This is a genomic window from Parafrankia sp. BMG5.11 (assembly GCF_004337455.1).
This window is the reverse complement of record NZ_SJXI01000093.1, coordinates 1-20,032: the sequence shown is the minus strand read 5'-3', so window position 1 is coordinate 20,032 and position 20,032 is coordinate 1. Positions and strand designations below refer to the sequence as shown.

16 protein-coding genes, 1 pseudogene and 1 riboswitch are annotated in these 20,032 nt (G+C 72.6%); of the genes and pseudogenes, 7 read left to right on the top strand and 10 right to left on the bottom strand.

The genetic code is table 11. The features are described 5' to 3' along the window. Positions 1 to 6 precede the first annotated feature (6 nt). From cobM to E0504_RS43050, 7 genes are all read right to left on the bottom strand, one after another. Positions 7 to 2,880 carry a precorrin-4 C(11)-methyltransferase gene (gene cobM, locus E0504_RS43080; RefSeq protein WP_131627286.1) on the bottom strand — a complete coding sequence of 958 codons (2,874 nt, stop codon included), beginning with the start codon at positions 2,878 to 2,880 and terminating at the stop codon, positions 7 to 9. Beyond that, complete coding sequence (locus E0504_RS43075) at positions 2,877 to 3,770, bottom strand: SAM-dependent methyltransferase (RefSeq protein ID WP_112105840.1); 894 nt, start codon at positions 3,768 to 3,770, stop codon at positions 2,877 to 2,879. Before E0504_RS43075 ends, cobM begins: the two co-directional genes overlap by 4 nt. Further along, a complete protein-coding gene (locus E0504_RS43070; RefSeq protein WP_131627284.1) occupies positions 3,767 to 5,431 on the bottom strand; it encodes a cobyrinate a,c-diamide synthase in 1,665 nt (554 codons plus the stop codon). Before E0504_RS43070 ends, E0504_RS43075 begins: the two co-directional genes overlap by 4 nt. Continuing rightward, positions 5,425 to 6,033, bottom strand: a complete 609-nt coding sequence (gene cobO / locus E0504_RS43065; RefSeq protein WP_112105571.1) for a cob(I)yrinic acid a,c-diamide adenosyltransferase — start codon at positions 6,031 to 6,033, stop codon at positions 5,425 to 5,427. The genes E0504_RS43070 and cobO overlap by 7 nt, the downstream gene beginning before the upstream one ends. Continuing rightward, positions 6,033 to 8,333 carry a VWA domain-containing protein gene (locus tag E0504_RS43060; protein ID WP_131627318.1) on the bottom strand — a complete coding sequence of 767 codons (2,301 nt, stop codon included), beginning with the start codon at positions 8,331 to 8,333 and terminating at the stop codon, positions 6,033 to 6,035. Before E0504_RS43060 ends, cobO begins: the two co-directional genes overlap by 1 nt. A 127-nt stretch (positions 8,334 to 8,460) precedes the next feature. Beyond that, positions 8,461 to 8,589: riboswitch (cobalamin riboswitch) on the bottom strand. A gap of 162 nt (positions 8,590 to 8,751) precedes the next feature. Further along, on the bottom strand, positions 8,752 to 9,753 hold the full coding sequence (locus tag E0504_RS43055; protein ID WP_373693998.1) for a site-specific integrase: 1,002 nt from the start codon (positions 9,751 to 9,753) through the stop codon (positions 8,752 to 8,754). Positions 9,754 to 9,981: 228 nt separating this feature from the next. Then, positions 9,982 to 10,275: a hypothetical protein gene (locus tag E0504_RS43050; RefSeq protein ID WP_207974677.1), complete on the bottom strand. Its 294-nt coding sequence runs from the start codon at positions 10,273 to 10,275 to the stop codon at positions 9,982 to 9,984. Positions 10,276 to 10,323: 48 nt separating this feature from the next. Between E0504_RS43050 and E0504_RS43045 the strand changes: the two genes are divergently transcribed. Beyond that, the gene (locus tag E0504_RS43045; RefSeq protein WP_112109042.1) at positions 10,324 to 10,776 is read left to right on the top strand and encodes a MarR family winged helix-turn-helix transcriptional regulator; all 453 of its coding nucleotides are present in this window, start codon (positions 10,324 to 10,326) and stop codon (positions 10,774 to 10,776) included. 62 nt (positions 10,777 to 10,838) lie between these two features. Here the strand turns inward: E0504_RS43045 and E0504_RS43040 are convergent, their stop codons facing one another. Together E0504_RS43040 and E0504_RS51620 are read right to left on the bottom strand one after the other, a co-directional pair. Continuing rightward, positions 10,839 to 11,399 (bottom strand): GNAT family N-acetyltransferase, encoded by a 561-nt coding sequence (locus E0504_RS43040; protein WP_112109043.1) that lies wholly within the window; start codon positions 11,397 to 11,399, stop codon positions 10,839 to 10,841. A gap of 71 nt (positions 11,400 to 11,470) precedes the next feature. Continuing rightward, on the bottom strand, positions 11,471 to 11,626 hold the full coding sequence (locus E0504_RS51620) for a hypothetical protein (protein WP_200835499.1): 156 nt from the start codon (positions 11,624 to 11,626) through the stop codon (positions 11,471 to 11,473). Positions 11,627 to 11,661: 35 nt separating this feature from the next. Here E0504_RS51620 and E0504_RS54625 point away from each other — a divergent pair. The 4 genes and pseudogenes from E0504_RS54625 to E0504_RS52865 form a co-directional block, all read left to right on the top strand. Then, a pseudogene (locus E0504_RS54625) lies at positions 11,662 to 11,859 on the top strand (Tn3 family transposase); the annotation flags it as partial. A gap of 94 nt (positions 11,860 to 11,953) precedes the next feature. After that, positions 11,954 to 12,154 carry a transposase gene (locus E0504_RS51610; protein WP_243657878.1) on the top strand — a complete coding sequence of 67 codons (201 nt, stop codon included), beginning with the start codon at positions 11,954 to 11,956 and terminating at the stop codon, positions 12,152 to 12,154. Between the two features lie 171 nt (positions 12,155 to 12,325). Beyond that, entirely contained in the window at positions 12,326 to 12,916 is a 591-nt protein-coding gene (locus tag E0504_RS43025; RefSeq protein WP_200835501.1) for a transposase, read from the top strand. Between the two features lie 55 nt (positions 12,917 to 12,971). Continuing rightward, the gene (locus tag E0504_RS52865) at positions 12,972 to 13,112 is read left to right on the top strand and encodes a hypothetical protein (RefSeq protein WP_243657877.1); all 141 of its coding nucleotides are present in this window, start codon (positions 12,972 to 12,974) and stop codon (positions 13,110 to 13,112) included. A 273-nt stretch (positions 13,113 to 13,385) separates the two neighbouring features. Here the strand turns inward: E0504_RS52865 and E0504_RS43020 are convergent, their stop codons facing one another. Continuing rightward, complete coding sequence (locus E0504_RS43020; RefSeq protein ID WP_131627280.1) at positions 13,386 to 14,588, bottom strand: ABC transporter substrate-binding protein; 1,203 nt, start codon at positions 14,586 to 14,588, stop codon at positions 13,386 to 13,388. A gap of 417 nt (positions 14,589 to 15,005) precedes the next feature. On the opposite strand from E0504_RS43020, the gene E0504_RS43015 reads away from it, so the two are divergent. Beyond that, positions 15,006 to 15,998, top strand: a complete 993-nt coding sequence (locus tag E0504_RS43015; protein WP_207974675.1) for a Tn3 family transposase — start codon at positions 15,006 to 15,008, stop codon at positions 15,996 to 15,998. Positions 15,999 to 16,991: 993 nt separating this feature from the next. Further along, the gene (rph, locus tag E0504_RS43005) at positions 16,992 to 19,589 is read left to right on the top strand and encodes a rifamycin-inactivating phosphotransferase (protein ID WP_112109416.1); all 2,598 of its coding nucleotides are present in this window, start codon (positions 16,992 to 16,994) and stop codon (positions 19,587 to 19,589) included. Positions 19,590 to 20,032 lie beyond the last annotated feature (443 nt).

The window sequence follows — 20,032 nt, the reverse complement described above, 5'->3', positions numbered from 1 at the left end:
TGCGGGTCAGCGCCACGTGTAGTCCCGTGGGGTGACGACCAGGCCGGCGCGCAGCCGGGTCTGGCTCGAGCCGACGACGACCGTGGTCGTCATCCCGACGAGGTCCAGCAGCCGCTCCCGCTCACCGGCCCCACCCGCACCGTCCTGGGTGGCTGTGCGGTCGGTGAGGGCACCGAGGGTCGTGACGGTGATCCGCTGCCCGGGCCGGAACGCGTCGGTGACGATCCCCACCGGGGTGCCGGCGCTACGGTGCGCGGCGAGCACGTCGAGGGCGTCGGGTAGCTGGTGGCGTCGGGTGCGGCTGCGCGGGTTGTAGAACGCGACGACCAGGTCGGCTTCGGCGACCGCGCGGACCCGGCCCACGATCCGCTCCCACGGGGTGTGCAGGTCCGACAGGCTGATCAGCGCATGGTCGTGCCCGAGCGGGGCGCCGAGCAGTGCGGCGGCGGCGAGCGCCGCGGTCACCCCCGGCACGGCGACCACGTCGAACGACCCGTCGGCCAGGTCGAGCGCGGGGCTGCCCATCGCGTACACCCCGGCGTCGCCGCTGCCGATGAGCGCGACGGCATGCCCGGCGCGGGCGTGTGCGACGGCGGTCTCGGCGCGGGCCTGCTCGTCACCGAGCCCGCTGTCGAGCACGGTGACCCCGGCGGGCAGCAGATCGGCGACGGACCGCACGTACTGGTCCAACCCGACCACGATCCGGGCGCGGGCCAGCTCGGCGCGGGCGGCGGGGGTGAGTAGCCGACGGTCCCCGGGACCGAGCCCGACGACGGCGAGCCGGCCGCGGGGCCGGTGCCGGGCCACAGCGACGGTCGCGTGCGCGCTGACCTGCTTGGCGACCACCAGCTGCGCCGTCACCGCCGGTACGCCGGTTGGCGCGCCGGCCGTCGCGCCGTCCGGGATGCCGGCCGTCGCGGCGGTTGGCGGGCCGGCGGGTGGGGCGGGCAGGAGACTGGCGGCTTCGGCGACACTCGGCGTGCCGACCGCGGCGCGCACCACCTCCGACGGGTGCGGCACGGTGACCACGGCCAGGGCCTGCGGGGGGTGCACCACCAGCGGCCAGCCGCGGCGGCGGGCCACCTCCAGCAGCCCCACCTCGTCGGCTTTCGCGGTCACCGACGCCAGATGGGTCACCGCCAGCGGGGACAGCCCGGCGCCGGCCAGCGCGGTGTCGACGAGCGCGTCGATCTCGTCGGCGGGCGCGCCGCGGCTCGCCCCGACCCCGACGACCAGGCTCGGGGGCCGGTAGACCACCCGCGGGCCGGCTCCGTCCGGCGGCGCGCCCAGCAGCCGGTCGGTGACATGAATCGACGCCACCGCCGTCCCCTCCACGCCCACCGCCCCACCATCAACAGCGCCGGTGATGGTGGTGGTGACGGACGGGGGTAGCGGCGGCAGTGGCCACACCGCGTCGGCGTGCAGGGCGACGGGATGACCCGACAGGACGGCCGTGCCGACGGCGGCCAGCTCCGAACCCGGTTCGACAGTGAACCCGAGCTCGGCGCCGAACCCGTCCAGGGCGCTCACCCCGGTGGCGTCACTGGCCGTGGTGATCACCGGTGTGGCGCCGAGGGCGTCGGCGACCTGCTCGGCGAGCCGGTTCGCGCCACCGGCGTGCCCACCGCACAACGCGACCGCGAACCGGCGCGCCTCGTCCACACACACCACACCCGGGTCGTGGTCCTTGCCGCGCAGCAGCCCGTCGAGGAGGCGGACCGTCGCCCCGGTCGCCAGGAAACAGACGATGCCCGTGACGCCGTCCGCGAGCGCGGCGGTGATCGCGTCGCGGGGCCGGCCCGGGTAGAGCCGGGCGGTGGGCCAGCGGCGGGTGAGCTCACCCGCCGCGGCCCGCCCGGCGGCGGTCACCGCCACCAGCGCCACCAGGCCCGCGCCGTCCACCGCCGCGCCCTGCGGTGCCACCGGCTCGGCCGACGCCCCCCGCTCCGGCTCCCGTTCCAGCACGGCCGGGGCCGGGGCGGCGGGGTGTGGGCTGGCGGGGAGCTGGGTGGCGCCGGCGGCGGCCAGCGCCCGGTCGGCGTCGCGCAGCACCGTGCGCGCACCGGACTGCGCCCGCCGGTAGGTGTGAAAATGCCCCGGGTGGTACAGGTGGGAGCGTCGCCCCCCGGCCACCAGCGCCGGGCCGACGAGCACCAGGGTGTGCTTCCACAGCCGGTGCGCCTTGACCGTGTCGGCGAGCGTGTCGAGGGTGCAGCGCACGATCAGCTCGTCCGGCCAGCTCACCTGGTAGGCGACGACACAGGGCGTGTCCGGCGGGTAGCCGCCGGCGAGCAGCTCGTCGCGCAGCTGCCCGGAACGGGCCGCGGACAGGAACAGCGCCATCGTCGTGCCGTGCCGGGCGAGGTCGCGGACCTCCTCCCCGGGTGGCATCGGGGTCTTCCCACCCCCGAGCCGGGTCAGGATCACCGACTGGGCGACCTCGGGGACGGTCAGCTCCCGGCGCAACGCCGCGGCGAGCGCGGTGAAGCTGCTCACCCCGGGCACGATGTCGCTGTCCAGGCCGAGCCGGTCGCAGATCTCCAGCTGCTCCTGCACCGCCCCCCACAGCGCCGGATCCCCCGAGTGGACCCGGGCGACGTGCAGACCCTGCTCGGCGGCACGGCGGTAGACCGCCTCGACGCCCTCCAACGGCAACGCCGCGGAGTCGATCAGTTCGGCGCCGTCACGGGCATGGTCGAGGATGGCGGGGTGCACCAGCGAGGACGCCCAGATCACCACGTCGGCGGCGGCGAGAACCGCCGCGCCGCGCACGGTGATCAGATCGGCGGCACCCGGGCCGGCGCCGACGAAACTGACCCGCCCGCGTCCCGGCCCGGCGCCGTCCACTGGCTGACCGGTGCCGCGGCCGGGGTGGCTCATCGTGGCCACCGTGCCCGCCGCGTCGCCAGGACCGTGGACAGGTAGGGCCCGGTCTCGCCCGGTTCCAGGTCGGCGGCGGGACGGATGTCCTGCTCGGGCAGGCCGAGCGCGGCCCCGTAGACGGCGTGCCCGGCCGGCCCGTCGAGCCGGGCGGCGTCGGCGAGCACCCCGCGGACGGCGGGCAGGGCACGCCCACCCTTGTAGGCGACGACGGTGTCGAAGCCGGCGACCGCGCTGCGGTAGGCGTCGACGCCGGCGGTCAGCGGGAGCAGCGCGAGGGTTTCCGCGCCGTGGGCGAGCACGGTGCCCGACCGGGCGGCCAGGTCCTGCATCGCGGTGATACCCGGCACCGTGTCCAGTTCGACGTCGGGGAGCAGGGTGCGCACTGCGGCGGCGAGGGCGGTGAACGTCGAGTACAGGTTCGGGTCTCCGATCGTCGCGAACGCCACCGTGATCCCAGACCCAGGTCCTGTGTCTGGCGCTGTCGCCGGGCCGGCCAAGGTGCCGGGCGGCCCGCCGTCGGGCGCGCCGTCCGCGGTGCCGGTGGTTTCGCCACGTAGGGCGGCGGCGACGGCACGGGCGGGACCGAGGTAGTCGGCGTCGCCGGCCATCCGGAACGGCAGCGTCACGATCCGGTCGTGGTCGACGTGGGCGCGCACCGTCACCTCCGCCCGCCCCGGCGGCCCCGCACCCGCACCCGTGGCCGTCCCGGGCCGGTCGGTGGGGCTGGGGCTGCCCGGCGCGGGACCGTACGGGCCGTGGCCGTCGCTGACCGGGACGAACACGACGGTCGCCTCCCGCAGAACGCGGACCGCCCGGTAGGTCACCAGGTCCGGGTCGCCCGGGCCGACACCGACACCGACGAGTCGGGGGTTCACCGTGCCGCTCACCGCGATGACACCTCCGTTGTTCCAGGGGACGCCGGGGGATTGCCACCGGCGTCCCGTCCATGGCCGTGCCCGCCGCCGCCGGCGGGTGGGGTGCCGCCGGATGGGCGGGTGCGGGCGGTACCGGCGGCGGCGGCGACGAGCCGCGCCGGCACGGCGGGTAGGCCCGCCCAGTGCAGGTGCAGGTAGGAGGCGTGCACCCCGCCGCGGACGAACCCCTCAGGTCGCCCACCCACCGCCGTACCGTCCGCTCCGCCGTCTCCGTCGTCCACCCGCCCGCCGGCACCGGCGGCGGGGTCGCTGTCACCGAACCGCGGCGGTGGGATGTCCACCTGCCAGGCCGGTGTCCCGGGCAGCTCCGCCCGGTCGACGCTCAGCCGGGTGCGGTGGAACTCGTGGGCGGTGACGACCGTCCCCGCCGCCACCAGCGGGCTGTCAGCCGCGGCGACCGCATGCCGGTAGCCCAGGGTGAGCCGCGGGCCCATCACCGCGTCGGTGTCGAGAACCCCGCACATCGCCGTCCCGTCCAACGAACGGCCCAGGTAGAGCAGCCCGGCGCATTCGGCGACCAGCGGCGCGCCGCGGGCCGCCAGCGCCGCGACCTGCCCACGCAGCCGGCTGTTCGCCGCCAGCGCGCCGGCATGCTCCTCGGGGAACCCGCCACCGACGACCAGCGCGTCCGTGCCGTCCGGGAGGGTCTCGTCGCGCAGCGGGTCGACGGTGAGCACCTGCGCGCCAGCGGCGGTGAGGAGCTCGACGTGCTCGGTGTAGCCGAAGGTGAACGCCGCCCCGCCGGCCACCGCGATCCGCACCGGCCGCCCCCCGGGTACCACACCCCCCGCGCCCGCGTTGATGGTGTGCTGCCCGACCCGACCCGCAGCACCGGCGGCGGTGGCGGCCTGCGCGATCTGCCGGGCGGGATCCCACGGGTCGACCGGCAGGGGTGGCGCCGAGGAGGCGAGGCGGATCAGCGCGTCCAGGTCGACCGCCGATCCGACCAGCGCACCGAGACGCCGCACCGCCTGCGCGGCCGCCGCGCTGCGTTCCGCCGCCGGCACCAGCCCCAGATGCCGCGACGGGGTGTGCACCGCGCCGTCGCGGGGCACCGCGCCCAGCACCGCCACCCCGATCCCGGCCAGCGCACCGGTGAGGATCTGCCGGTGCCGGTCCGACCCGACCCGGTTGAGGATCACCCCGGCGAGGCGTACCCGCCGGTCGAACGCGGCGAACCCGCAGACCAGCGCGGCCACCGACCGCCCGGCCCCGGCGGCGTCGACGACCAGCACCACCGGCGCGTCGAGGAGCCGGGCGACATGCGCGGTCGACCCGTGATCAGCCTCCTGCCCGGCAGCAGGGGCGGCGACCCCGTCGAACAGGCCCATCACCCCTTCGACGACCGCCAGCTGCGCGCCGGCCGCCCCGTGGGCGAACAGCGGGCCGATCAGATCCGGCCCGCACAGCACCGCGTCCAGGTTGCGGCCGGGCCGGCCGGTCGCCAGCGCGTGATAACCCGGGTCGATGTAGTCCGGGCCCACCTTGTGACCCGACACCCGCAGGCCGCGGGCGGTCAGCGCGGCCATCAGCCCGGTCGCCACCGTCGTCTTCCCCGCGCCGGACGTCGGGGCGGCGAGCACCAGCCGGGGGATCAGCCCGGCGCTCACCATTCGATGCCCCGCTGCCCCTTCTGCCCGGCGTCCATCGGATGCTTCACCTTCGTCATGTCGGTGACCAGATCCGCGGCGTCGACCAGCGCGGCCGGCGCCTCCCGGCCGGTGATCACCACATGCTGCCCGTCGGGTCGGGCGGCGAGCACCGCGAGGACCTCGTCCAGGTCGATCCACCCCCAGCGCAGCGGATAGGTCAGCTCGTCGAGGACGTAGAGCCGGTAGGTGCCGGCGGTCAGATCGCGGGCGATCTGCGCCCACCCCTCGGCGGCCGCGCCCGCCGGGTCGGCGGCCGGGTCGAGGCGGGCCTGCACCCAGCTCCACCCCTGGCCCATCTTGTGCCAGGTCACCGTCCCACCCTCACCGCTGGCCGAGAGCACCCGCAGCGCCTTCTCCTCCCCGATGCGCCACTTCGCCGACTTCACGAACTGGAACACCCCGACCGGCCAGCCCTGCGCCCAGCCCCGCAACGCCAACCCGAACGCCGCCGTCGACTTTCCCTTCCCCTGCCCGGTGTGCACGATCAGCAGCGGACGGTCCCGGCGCTGCCGCGTCGTCAGCCCGTCGTCGGGGACCTGCGCGGGCTGCCCCTGCGGCGCCATCAGGCGACCCGCCCGGGGACGCCGCCGGCCTGCGGGAGGGCGTCGAGGTCGACCAGGTCAGCGCCGAGCACGGCGGCGAGCCGCCCGGCCAGCCCGAGGCGCACCGGGCCGGTCTCACAGTCCACGACCACACTCGCCAACCCACCCCGGCGCACCCGGCCGGCCGCCCCGGCCCCACCGCGTGCGCCGCCGCCCTGCCCGGCGACCCCACCGGCCGCGCGCAGCAACCCCCGCGCCGCCGCACCCGGATCACCCCCGGCGGTGGCCCGCCCGTCGGTGACCAGCACCAGCAGCGGACGGCGGTCGGGGTCGCGGCGCGCCTCGGCGCGCAGCACCACCCCGGCGCATTCCAACCCGGCCGCGATCGGGGTCCGCCCCCCGGTCCGCAACCCGACGAGGCGCGCCGCCCCCACCTCCACACTGGACGTCGGCGCAAGCACCACCTGCGCACCCACCCCCCGGAACGTGATCATGCCGATGCGGTCGCGGCGCTGGTAGGCGTCGACAAGCAGAGACAGCACCGCGGTGCTGACCCGGCGCAGCCGGGTGCGGGCGGCCATCGACCCGCTGGCGTCGACGACGAACAGCACCAGGTTCCCCTCCCGGCCGCGGCGGTGCGCGCCGCGCCGGTCGGCGGGGTCGAGCACCAGCGCCGGGCCGGTGCGGCCCCGGTCGTGCTGGTGGGGGGCGGCGGCCAGCAGCGTCGCCGGCAGGTGCAACCCGGGTGCGTCCGCGCCGGTCCGGGCGACCGCCCCGCGGGAGGTGCGTGCCGCCGAACGACGCCCGGCCGCCCCCGCGCCCAGCCCGGCGACGGACAGCAGCCGCGGCCGGAACGGCATACCGGGAACCCCAGCCGCCGGCGCCGGCCCACCGCCGCGCGCCGCGCCGCCGTCCACATGCGTCTGCGCTGTCTGGGCTGCTCGGGCCATGCCCGCCGGGCCACCCGCCTCCGCTGCCGGCCCACCGCCGCCCGCCGGCGCCGCGGACGACAGGGCGGCACCGGGCGGGGGAGAACCCGCCGGCCCGACACCCTCAGGCCCACCCGCCGCCGGCCCGCTCAGATCAGCGGACTCGCCACCGGCCCTCGCAGAGGCGCCGGTGAGGTCACCGGTACCACCCGCCGGGACATCCACCCCCGACCCGTCCCACCCGCCGGCGCCGCCGGTGTCGTCACGCCACCGCTGGCCACCACCCGGCGACCCGCCACCAGGAGAATCATCCGGCCCGTCCCCGTCCGGGGGGCCGTCGCCGGGGTGTACCCGGTCGCGCAGCACCTCCTCGACCGTGTCGTCGAGCGCGCCGCCGTCCCCACCCGGGGCGTCGAACGGGCCACGGCGGCGCCGATGCGGCAGCACGAACCGGGCCGAGACCCGAATGTCATCCGGGCTGACCTCCGCCCGACCCTCCCACGCCGCGCGCGCCATCGCCGTCTTCGCCAGCACCACGTCGGCGCGCATCCCGTCGACGTCACACGCCGCGCACACCGCGGCGACCGCGTCCAACGCGGCGTCGGAGAGCTCCACCCGGCCCAACCGGGCCTGCGCGGCCGCGATCCGCCCCGCCAGCTCCGCCTCCGCGCCGGCCCAGACGGCGGCGAACCCGACCGGGTCGGCTTCGAACGTCAACCGGCGGCGTACCACCTGCGCGCGTACCCGCGGGTCACGGCTGGCCGTCACCTGCACCGTCAACCCGAACCGGTCCAGTAGCTGCGGGCGCAGCTCACCCTCCTCCGGGTTCATCGTCCCCACCAGCCAGAACCGCGCCGGATGGCTGACCGACACCCCGTCGCGTTCCACCTGCGCCACCCCGAGCGCGGCCGCGTCCAACAGCAGATCCACCAGATGGTCGGCGAGCAGGTTCACCTCGTCGACGTAGAGCACCCCGCGGTGCGCGGCCGCGAGCAGCCCCGGGCGCAGCGCGGTCACCCCTTCGGCCAGTGCCCGGTCCAGGTCCAACGCGCCGGTCACCCGGTCCTCCGACGCGCCGACCGGCAGCTCCACCAGCCGCGCCGGCCGCGACACCCCCACCCCGCCGGCACCGTGACCGTCGGCGAGGCTGGTCGGGTGCGGGCCATCCGGGCAGTGCACCACCGGCGCCGCCGGATCGCAGGAGAACCGGCAGCCCGGCACCACCGCCACCGGCGGCAGCAACCCCGCCAGCGCGCGGACCGCCGTCGACTTCGCCGTGCCCTTCTCCCCGCGGACCAGTACCCCGCCCACCGTCGGGGACACCGCGTTGAGCAGCAACGCCAACCGCAGATCATCCTGGCCGACCAGCGCGGAGAACGGGAACGTCACCACCGGCCCGCCACCCCCGCACGGGCCGTCGAACGCCACCCGGCCGTCGCCGCGCGGCCGCACACAGTCGTGGGCATGCCGATGTCCTCCCCGGGGTGTCCTCGCCCTCGAAGCCAGCACGGACGGCGGAAGTATCCTGGCTGCCGGATCACCATCCACCCTCGGCCTTCCAACGGCCCGCAGGGCCGCCGTGACCTTCCGCTGAGGGGGACTCCCCGGTAACAGTGGCGGGACCGCGCCGGATTCACACCGGCTTCCTCCCCGACCGTCCGGCGCCCAGCATGGCACATCGGACAACCGGCAGGGGGCGCCCTGAGACCCACGCCCCGTTCCGCCGGCCGCCGCCCACCACCCGCGACCCACCCCGACCACCCACCGCAACGCCCGCCGGCCGGCCGGCGCCGGTCAGCTCACAGGCGGATCACAGACCGACCCGACCCGACGGGTTGTCCGCGTCGAACAGCCGCCCGGCCCGCACATACGACTCCAACGACGCCGCCGACCGCCACCGGCCCTGCCGCATGATCGACCGGTCCGTCACCCCGGCCCGCGCCGCCGCCGTCGCGAACCCCGACCGCAGCGAATGCCCCGCGAAATCCGCCGGATCCAACCCGGCCGCGGCCACCCGACGCTGCACGATCCGCGCCACCGACCCCGGGTAGAGCCGGCCCGCGCCGACCTGCCCGTGCCGGTTCACCCCCCGAAACGCCGCCCCGCCAGCCAGCGGCGTCCCCGCCGCCGCCGCGGCCGCCACCCATCCCCGCCACGCCCGCACCGGGCACGTCGGCCGGTACGACCCGTACGCCAACCCGACCTGCGCACCGGCGGACTCCTGGTCGGTCTTGGAACGGCGCACCGTCACGACCAGCCCGTCGTCGGTCTCCACCAGGTCGGCGGTGTCCAACCCGACCAGCTCACTGCGACGCAGGCAGCCGGCGAACCCGACCAGCAGCAGCGCCCTGTCCCGCACATCCGCCAACTGCGAGTCGTCGAGGCCGGAGACGACCCGCGACAGCAACGTCGTGTCCAACGCGGCCTTGCGCGCCGGGCGCACCCCCCGCGACCGGCGGATCCCGTTCCACACCGCCGACACCTCCGCCGACCCCGTCGGATTCTCGGCATGGGCGAGCTGATGCGCCACCGAGATCGCGGCGAGGCGACGGCGGATCGTCGACGGCGCATACCCGGCGTCCGCCAGCTCGGTGATGTACCCGGCGACGGTCACCGCGGAGGCGGGCACGGCGACCAGCGGCACGGGACGTCCCTCGCACCAGGACCGGAAATGACGCAGGTCGGCGTCGTAGGCACGCCAGGTCGCCGCCGACCGGGACGCCCGCGCGTAGTCCCCGACCCGGCCGGCGAGCGGCCCGTCGAGCCCCACCGCGCCCGGCACGGCCACCGGCCCGGCCGCGACGATCTCCACCGCGTCCACGACGTCCACGACGTCGGTCGCGTCGATGACGTCCGCCACGTCCGCGGCCCGCCCGGCGCCCGCCGCCGCGGTCGTGGTCGCTGGCGGGGTCGGATCGCCGCCCGGCGCCGGCCCGGCACCGACCTGTCGCCGGACGGTCTCACCGCCGTCATGCTGCCCGCCTGCCACCCGCTCGCCTCCCACCCGCACCACACCCACCGGTCCCCCACCTGCAGATGATCATAGGGGGTGGTGAAGGAACCCGTCCCCGCCCGGGCGGGTGTGCGCCGCCGCCCGATCGGCCCGCACCCACCCCGCGACAACCACCAGCAGCAGCACCGCGACCACGATGAGCAGCACCACCGGCCCTTCCCGCCGCGACCCCACCGCAGAGCCGGCGACCACCCCCGACAGCCCCACTCTTCGGCGCCGCGGCCCGGCGAGCCACCGGCCGAGGCCGCGCCCGGCCATCCCCTCCCGCCCACCGCGCCCGTGCACCCGCCGGCCCACCCGAACCGGTGCGCCACCACCCACCCTCACAACCAGCCGCCGTCCCCCAACGCCGTGGCTAGGCTTTCCGGTATGGCCTCGACGTCACCCGACGCCGCGCCCGCCCGGTTGCGACATGCCACCCACTGGCTGATCGCGCAGCTCGCCAAACACGCGCAGCGGCGCAGCTCCCACGCCTTCACCGCGCTCGGAGCCCACCCCGCCCACTACGCGCTGCTCGCCGCCCTCGACGAGTTCGGCCCGGCCAGCCAGGCCACCCTCGCCCGCCGCGCCGCCCTCGACCGCGCCGACACCGCCGGACTCCTCACCGACCTGCGCACCCGCGGCCTGGTCGAACGCACCCCCGATGCCACCGACCGGCGCCGCACCGTCATCACCCTCACCGACGAGGGCACCACCCACCTGCACCACCTCGACGCCGTCACCGCCGCGATCGGCGACGATCTGCTCGCCGGCCTGCCCCCCGCCGACCGCCACCAGTTCACCGCCCTGCTGACCCGCCTACTCACCGACCGCCCCCACTGACCACACACCCCCGGCCGAGGCGGGCACCCCGCCCGCAGCGCTCACTGCTTCCACCCGGATCCTCACCGCTCCTCCTGCGGGCCGGTGAGGATCCGGGTGAACGTGACACGAGGCAGTCCCGGCCCGTCGTAGTCCTGTTGGACGGGGACCCCGTCGGCCGTCGCGGCGTCGCCGGGGTCCACCTGGAACCCGAGACCGGTGTGGAACGCCACCGACGCCGCGTTACCCGGGCTGGTCACACACCGCACCCGGGTGCGGCCCCGCGCGGCCGCCAGCGTGAAGAACCGCCGGTAGAGGAACGCCCCGACACCGCGGCGGCGCAACGCCGGATCAACCCCGACGAAATGAATGTAGGCGACCTCAGGCTGCGACTGGGACAGGAAACCGATCAGGAACGCCACCAGCGCACCGTCCGGCCGTTCCACCACGAAACTGCTGTCGGTGAAATGCTGGAAGAACAACCGGGGGAGCAGCAGGCTGCGTTCCCGCGACCCGGCGGCACCCCCGAAACCCGCCCACCAGACGTCCAACACGGCCAGCACCCGCCGCTGATCCTCGGGGATGGGAGAGCGCAGCAGCAGACCGCCGGGAAGGCCGGCACCGTCGGGAAAGTCGTCGATCACCGCGCAATCCTGACCGCGGCCCGCCCGCCCACGCCAACCCATTTCCGCTGGCCGGTTCCGCTTCCGCCAGGTCAGGCCGGGTCAGGCTGCTCCTGGTGGGTGGTGCGTGCCAGGCGGCCCGGCCGCGGGCCGGCGTGGGCGCGCAGGGTGCCGTCGGGGGCCCAGATCGCCGAGCGGCCCGCCGTGCGAGCGAAACCACCGCCGGTGGGACCGGCGAAGCTGGTCATCGCGACCCACACCCGGTGCTCGGCGAGGACCCGCCGTGCCCGCCGCGCTGTCGTCGGTGACGCTGTTGCGCCGGCTCGGCCATGACTCCCGCAAGAACCGGCTGTACCGGGCGTTTCGCGAACTCGGCCGTGCGGTGCGCACCCTGGTCCTGCTGCGTTACCTGTCCGAACCTGAGCTGCGGGAGAGCATCACGGCGATGATGAATAAGGTCGAGGCGTTCCACGGCTTCGCCGCCTGGTTGATGTTCGGTGGCGACATCCTCGGCCACAGCGACCCCGACCACCACGAGAAGATCGTCAAGTTCAAACGAGCTGATCGCCAACTGTGTGATCTACCAGACCGCGCTGGACATCACCGGCGTGGTCAACCAGCTCGTCGCCGAAGGCCAGGTGGTCGACCCCGACGACCTGGCCACCATCTCCCCCTACATCCGGGAGAACATCCGCCGGTTCGGCGAATGCGTCCTCGACACGACCACGCCCGAACCGGCAGTCACCACCCGGCTCGATATCGTCCTGGATAGCTGAGCGACCCGGATAGGGCATCGACACCGCACCGGGAACCTCCTCTAAACTCTCCCCGCACCATTCCTACGGCTCGTCCGGCTCGTCATAAGGCAAGACCAGCTGATCCGGACCCACGCCGACGGCGCGGGGTGCGATACCCCTTCGCCCTGATCCTGACAATCGCGGTGTGCGATGCTCAGCGGCGCCCGGTCGTTCGCGGCGATCGGGGAATGGGCCGCGGACCTGCCCGCGGACGCCCGGGCCGGCCTGGGGCCGGCCGGGCGGGTGCTGGTACGTGTGGACCGTACGGCGTTGGAAGCCGCGATCGGGGCCTGGATCCAGGCCCGGCTGGACGCCGTCGACACCGCCGCGCACCGGCCGACACGGCGCCACCGGGTACGGCGGGTACTCGCGGTGGACGGGAAGGCGATGCGTGCCACCCGGCACGGCACCCACCCCGTGCACCTGCTCGGCGTTCTCGACCACGCCCGCGGCGTGGTCCTGGCACAGGTCGACGTCGACGAGAAAACCAACGAAATCCCTTTGTTCTCCACGGTTCTCGACCAGATCCCCGACCTGACCGACGTCCTGGTCACCGTCGATGCGATGCACGCGCAGACCGCGTACGCCGACTACCTCCACGGCCGCGGAGCACACCTGTTGGTCACCGTGAACCGTCTACGCGATCTGCACCCTGCCCGCCGAGGACGCCCTACCGGCCGAACTCGCCACTTGGATCCGCGGCCACTGGTCCATCGAGGTCCGCCTGCACTGGGTCCGTGACGTCACCCTGGGTGAAGACCTCCACCGGGCCCGTACCGGCAGCGGCCCCCAGGTCATGGCCACTCTCCGCAACCTAGTGATCAGTCTGCTCCGGTTCGCCGGCTTCACCAACATCGCCCGAGCCCTACGCCACCACGCCCGCCACCCCGACCGGGCGATCACCCTCGTGACCAGCACAAACACGACTTTGCAATGACCCTGGGCAGCGCCCGGGGGCCGTAGTAGGGCGTCGGGACGCCCGGCCGTGTCCCGCCGGCGTACATCTCCCACACTCTCGGGTCCGGCCCGGAGTAGCGTCCACTCCGGGCCGGGTGCGGGAGACCTCCTGTGCCAGCTATAGCGGGCACGTCGGACCTGCGGCGAGCGGATCACCTCGAACACGCTGCTTCGGGTCACCGTCGCCCCGCACCTGTCTCACGCAGGGCGAAGGCACGGTGCCCGTCTCGTAGCAGCGGTGGCGGTCTTCCTCTCAGCTGCCCGTGCCGTCGGCGCAGAGGCGTTCGCGGACGACCTGGAACGCGTCGCCGGCCGGGTTGATCTGGACAAATGCGTAGCAGCTGAGCGGCTGGCCGGCGTTGGTACTCAGGTCGACTGGTTCGATCAGGCCCCCCGCGTCGTAGTCGGTCACACCCCGTAGTGCGCTGATGAAACCCTCACGGGTGGGGCAGTCGCCAGCCAGTTCGAGTCCGCGCAGGAACAGGTCGGTGTAGATGAAGGCGCGCATTGCGAACTGCTGCTCAGGCTGGATGGTCTCCGGCGCGAAGCGCGTCATCGCGTTGCGGTAGCGGTCGATGGGGGCACCGCCGGCCTCGAAGGGGCGGAAGTACACGGGGAACGAGACTCCCGCCAGGGCTGGGCCCAGCGTGGGCAACAGGCCGCGGTCGTACCCGGTGAGCGAGACGCTGGTGGCGAGGTTCAGGTTCGCGGCGCGGGTGGCGTGCACGATGGCGGCGAAGTCCTGGGGAGCCGTGAAGCCGATCAAGGAGTCGGCGCCGAAGTCGGCCAGCTTTTGGGCCACCCGGGCTGGGCTGTCACTGCTGCTCGCGTAGGAAATGGTCTCGGTCGTGGCGAGCCCAATCGACCCGAAAGCGGCCTTGTACCGCGAGATGATATCCAACGTGAACGCCGACGCCCCCGTGGTTACGAAGGCGACCTTCGTGCCGCGGCTGGCCTGGATGTAGCGGCCGACGGTTTCGGGTGAGGGCTCGTACTGGTAGGAGAACAAGTTCTGGTACTTGGCCCAGGCCGACTGGGCGAGACCTACGACGGGGACCCCCTGCGTCGTGAGGCTGTCCAATGAGTCACCGATCGCGGAGGTGGCCGTCACAAGTCCGAAGGCGGACTCACGCCGGAGGAGTTCCTCGGTGACGCGGGCGTTCTGCGATGGGGAGTTCGCGTCGTCGCGCCACTGGTAGACGATGCGGCGGCCGTGTATGCCGCCTTGCTCGTTGGCCAGGCCGATCCTGGCGTCGACCCCGGAGCGGGCCGAGGACAGCGCGGCGCTCGAGTCGGAGACGACGAACCCGAGCTTCACCTGCTCGGATGTGACACCGGGGCTGTTGCAGGCAGCCGCCGCCTCGCCCCCGTCTCCCAGCGTCGAGCAACTGGTCGCGGCGGCCACGAGAATCGTGGCCGCCAACCCTAATGGTCTCGTCAAACTACCTAAGCGCATAAATTTCCCCACAGAAGATAAACGAGGATGGCGGTAGGGCTCGGGGGCGCGGCAAGCCGACCTGGTCGTGCCCGGAACCGCCGCCCCCACCGAGACCTTCATTTCTTACAGATCATCAAGTGATGTGCAGGTCAGGATGGTAGCGACCCTGGCGGGCCGACCCTGGCCCGGCTGTTGCGTTCCGGCAAGGCTGGGCATGCTGGGCGTCTCTGACGGTGCGGGCGAACGTGACGGGATTCGATGCGCAGGCTCGTTCGGCTGCCGGTGAAGCGCCGGGTCTTCGGTCCAGGATCCGTCGCCAATCCAGTCGTATCGGTGAATTTTGCCCTCCGCGAGAGTCGGGGCGGGCACCTTGTCGCGACGCCGCTGCGGACGGTCGGGCGGGGCGGGTGGGAACCCACGGCCTGATTCGGTGGGATGTGCCTCTGGCTCATCCCACCGCTCGGCATCACCGACTCCACCCATGTGCGCGCCTACGACCAGAACCTGTTCACCGAGTGGCACTCGCGCTATGGTGGCCGTGGGGTGCCCATCTACTGGCATGTGGAGAAGAAGTCGCTGGCCATCCACTCCCAGCTGATCAACTGCACCGCCTCCGAGGTCGCCGCGATGATCGAGGGCGCGATGCGGCGCGGCACCACGATGGATGTCGAGGCCAACTACACGGACTCGCACGGCCAGTCGAAAATCGGGTTCGGCGTCACGAGGCTGCTGAACTTCGACCTGCTGCCGAGGATCAAGCGGATCAACAAGGCGAAGCTGTACCGCCCCGTGGCAGGCGAGCCGGACGCCTACCCGCAGCTGACTCCGGCGCTGACCCGCCCGATCCGCTGGGAACTCATCGCCCAGCAGTACGACCAGATGATCAAGTGCGCGACCGCGATCCGGACCCGTACCGCGTCCACCGAGGCGATCCTGCGGCGATTCACCCGCAACGCCTCCCACCCCACCTACGCGGCGATGCTGAAGGTCGGCCGAGCCCAGAAGACCATCTTCGTGGCCCACTACCTGCGGCTTCGGGACCTTCAGCGGGAGGTCGAGGAGGGTCTGAACGTGATGGAGTCCTCCAACGGCGCGAACTCCGTGATCGCCTACGGCAAGGGCGGGGAGATCGCCTCGAACCGGCGCGACGAGCAGGAGATGTTCGTGCTGTGCCTGCGCATCCTGCAATCGGCCCTGGTCTACGTGAACACCCTGATGCTCCAGGACATCCTCGGCGAACCGGAGTGGGCCGACCTCCTCACGCCCACCGACCGGCGCGGCCTGACCCCGCTGTTCTGGTCCCACGTACGGCCATACGGTGAGGTGAACCTCGACATGGGCGCCCGCCTCAACCTCGCCACGGCCTCCATACCGGGCCCCCGGGCCCCGGCCGACCAGGCTGCGCAATCCACCGTGGAGAACGAATGAAGCTGCGCCCGTACAGCACCGTGCGCGAGCCGCGCCGGCGTCTCGCAGGGCGCGACCCCGACGTGTGGCTGCCCCAGGCCCGCGCTAATCGGCAAGCGGGATCTGGAACACATTCCGTGAGGACGATCACTAGACCTCTTCACTGGTTACTGACTGTGGCGATGGGCGGGCGGCGGTCAAGAGGACGCGCTTGCGGAGCAACGGGAGTTTGGCACGGCCGAACATCTGACGCTTGACCATTTTGATGTGATTTACCCGGCCCTCGACGGGACCGGAATTCCAGTGGGTTGTCAGGCCCTGGATGACGGCGTCCCAGTCCTTCTCCAGGCCGGTGGCGAAGGAGTGGAGGCCGGGAGGTCCTCGGCGCTCGCGGTGACGATCCAGTCCTTGAGGTGCTGGCCGGTGCGGGTGGTTAGCACCTCGGCGAAGGCACGGACGAGGTGGTCGGCGGCGGTGAGTTCCGGGCAGCGGGCGAGGACCTGGGCGGGGTGGCGTGGGGCCGTTGTTGGCCGATGGGGCATCAGCCTGGGCCAACGACGCGTACCGCCGTACGCGGCGCGCCGCCGCTTCGCGAGAAGCTTGTCAGCTCCAGCGGACAGCAAAAAAGAGTGGCAAGGAGATCTCTCTCCTCGCCACTCTTAACTTATAGCGCACTGACGGGCTTGCGGCAAGACCCAGGTCGTGCCGCAGAATCGTCGGCCGAGGCCACAACCTGCGGAAATGAGGGCACGACGTGCGGGTGTTGTTGTCGACGTATGGGGGACGCGGTGACGTCGAACCAGTGGTGGGACTGGCAGTGCGGTTGCGGGCGCCCGGGGCGGAGGTGCGGGTGTGCGCGCCGCCCGACTGGGCGGAGCGGCCGCCCGACTCGTCGGAGGGAAGGCAACCAGAGATGAGGACGTGCCCAACAAGAGGTTCGACAGAGCTGGCGGCGCCGGTGATTCGATCGACCAGTGCAGTGCGACGGAGCACGGCTGCCTCGGAGGTATCGCAATGATCGAGCAGTACGTGTTGGATCTTCAAGAGGTTGACGAGATGCAGGTCGCGGTCGTTGGCGGCAAGGGCGCGCACCTGGGCGGGCTGTCGCGGATTGAAGGCATCCGCGTGCCGGCCGGCTTTTGCGTGACGACGGACGCCTTCCGGCGGATCATGGCGGAGGCGCCGTCGATCGACGATCGGCTCGATCAGCTGTCGCGCTTGAACCCGGACGACCGGGAGGCGATCCGCACGCTCAGCGCGCAGATTCGTCGGACCATCGAAGGGATTGCCATCCCGGGCGATCTCGCGGCGGCGATCACCCGCGCGCTCGCCCAGTTCGGCGAGCAAGCCGCCTACGCCGTCCGATCCAGCGCGACGGCAGAGGACCTGCCGACGGCCTCCTTCGCCGGCCAGCAGGACACGTACCTGAACGTGGTGGGGCCGACGGCGATCCTCCAGCACGTCAGCCGGTGCTGGGCCTCGTTGTTCACCGAGCGGGCCGTGACCTACCGCCAGCGGAACGGCATCGACCACCGTACGGTCCACATGGCCGTGGTCGTGCAGCAGATGGTCTTCCCGCATGCGGCCGGCATCCTGTTCACGGCCGACCCCGTCACGGGCAACCGGAAGGTCGCCACCGTGGACGCCGGCTTCGGCCTCGGCGAGGCCCTGGTCTCCGGCCTGGTGAACCCGGACGTCTTCAAGGTGCGACACGGCGAAGTCGTCGCCAAGGCGATCGCCGCCAAACAGCGTGCCGTTCACGCCCTGCCGGCTGGCGGTACGCAGGAAGTGGCGATCGACTCGCAGCGGCAGGAGCAGCCGGCGCTGACGGATGCGCAGGTCGTGCGGCTCGTGCAGCTCGGGCGGCGGATCGAAGCGCATTTCGGCCGCCCGCAGGACATCGAATGGTGCCTGGTCGATGATGGCTTCCAGATCGTTCAGAGCCGGCCGATCACGACGCTGTTCCCCATCCCCGAGACCGGCGACCAGGAGAATCACGTCTACGTCTCCGTTGGTCATGGGCAGATGATGACCGACCCCATGAAGCCCCTGGGGCTTACGATGTGGCAGCTGACGGCCATGGTGCCGATGCACGAGGCCGGCGGGAGGCTGTTCGTCGACGTCACCCGGCGCCTGGCCTCGCCCGCGAGCCGCGCCGGCCTCCTGGACGTCATGGGGAGAGGCGATCCGCTGATCAGGGACGCTCTGGAGACCGTCCTCGACCGCGACGGTTTCGTCCCGTCGCTCCCGGACGCGGGTCCCGGCGGGCCGCCGGCCAGCGGTGCGTCCGTCCCGATCGAGACCGATCCGGCCATCGTCACCGAGCTGATCGAGCGCAGCCAGGTGTCCATCGCCGCCCTGGGGAGCGACATCCGGACGACGACCGGACCGGCGCTGTTCGACTTCCTGCTGGAGGCCTTCGAGGAGCACAAGCGAGTCCTCAGTGATCCGCTGAACCTTCAGGCGATCATGGCGGGGATGGAGGCCACGTGGTGGCTCAACGACAAGCTGCAGGAGTGGCTGGGCGAGAAGAACGCGGCTGACACGCTAACGCTGTCCGTCCCCGACAACGTCACATCGGAGATGGGACTGGCGCTGCTCGATGTCGCGGACGTGATCCGCCCGCAGTCGGAGGTGGTGGCGTTCCTGCAGGGCGTCGAGGACGAGGGTTTCCTGGACGAGCTGGCGAAGCTCGCGGGCGGGACCGAAGCGCGCGACGCCATAGAGGCCTACCTCGACCGGTACGGCATGCGCTGCGTCGGCGAGATCGACATCACGAGGCCACGTTGGCGCGAGCGCCCCACCACGCTCGTGCCCGTGATCCTCAACAACGTCAGGAACTTCGAGCCAGGCGCCGCCGAGCGGCGCTTCGAGCAAGGGCGGCAGAAGGCGCAGAAGAAGGAACAGGACGTGCTGTCACGCTTGCGGGCCCTACCGGACGGGGACCAGAAAGCCGACGAGGCCAAGCGGATGATCGACCGGGTCAGAACCTTCATCGGGTACCGGGAGTACCCGAAGTACGGCATCGTCAGTCGCTACTTCGTCTACAAGCAGGCCCTGCTGGAGGAGGCCGAGCGCCTCGTGCAGGCCAACGTGCTTCCTGAGAAGGAGGACATCTTCTACCTCACGTTCCAGGAACTCCACGACGTCGTGCGCTCGAACCAGGTGGATGACCAGCTCATCCAGCAGCGCAAGGACGCGTTCCGGTCGTACCACGCGCTCACACCGCCCCGGGTGCTCACATCGGATGGTGAGGCCGTCACCGGGGCGTACCAGCGCGACGACGTGCCGGCCGGCGCCCTGATCGGCCTCCCGGTTTCCGCCGGGACCATCGAGGGAAGGGCCCGCGTCATCCTTGACATGGCGGAGGCCGATCTCGAAGCGGGCGACATCCTGGTCACGACCTTCACGGACCCCAGCTGGTCGCCGCTGTTCGTCGGAATCGTAGGCATGGTGACGGAGGTGGGCGGCCTGATGACCCATGGCGCAGTGATCGCCCGGGAGTACGGCTTGCCGGCCGTCGTGGGCGTGGAGCAGGCCACCCGGCTGATCCGGGACGGGCAGCGGATCCGCGTGCACGGAACCGACGGGTACGTCGAGATCCTGCCTTGACCGACCACACCGAGAAGGCCCATCTGGCTGTGTCAGTGACAACTGGGATCTGGAACACATTCCGTCAGGACGATCACCGAGGTTCTGGCATCGTGACTGAACGTCGTCTGGGACCGTGGTGCGGTGTGATGACCTCGTCGCGGTGTTGTTTCCGCACCTCAGGGCGGTACTGGTGGAGCGGGTGTTCACGGAGAGCGGTGTGGTGCACATCATCGCCAGAACTCGTGACGGCAGCGTCTCGTGTCCAGACTGCGAGTTCTCGTCGGGTCGTGTACACAGCAGTTGCGACCGGTGCCTGGCCGACACTCCGGTCGGCGACCAGTCGGTGCAGGTCGAACTGACGGTGCGGCGGTTGTGTGCCGTTAACGAATGGCGAACCAAATGACAAGTAGCTCTCTGTAGTCGGCCTTCGGATAGCTACGGAGCCTGTCACGATTTTCGTG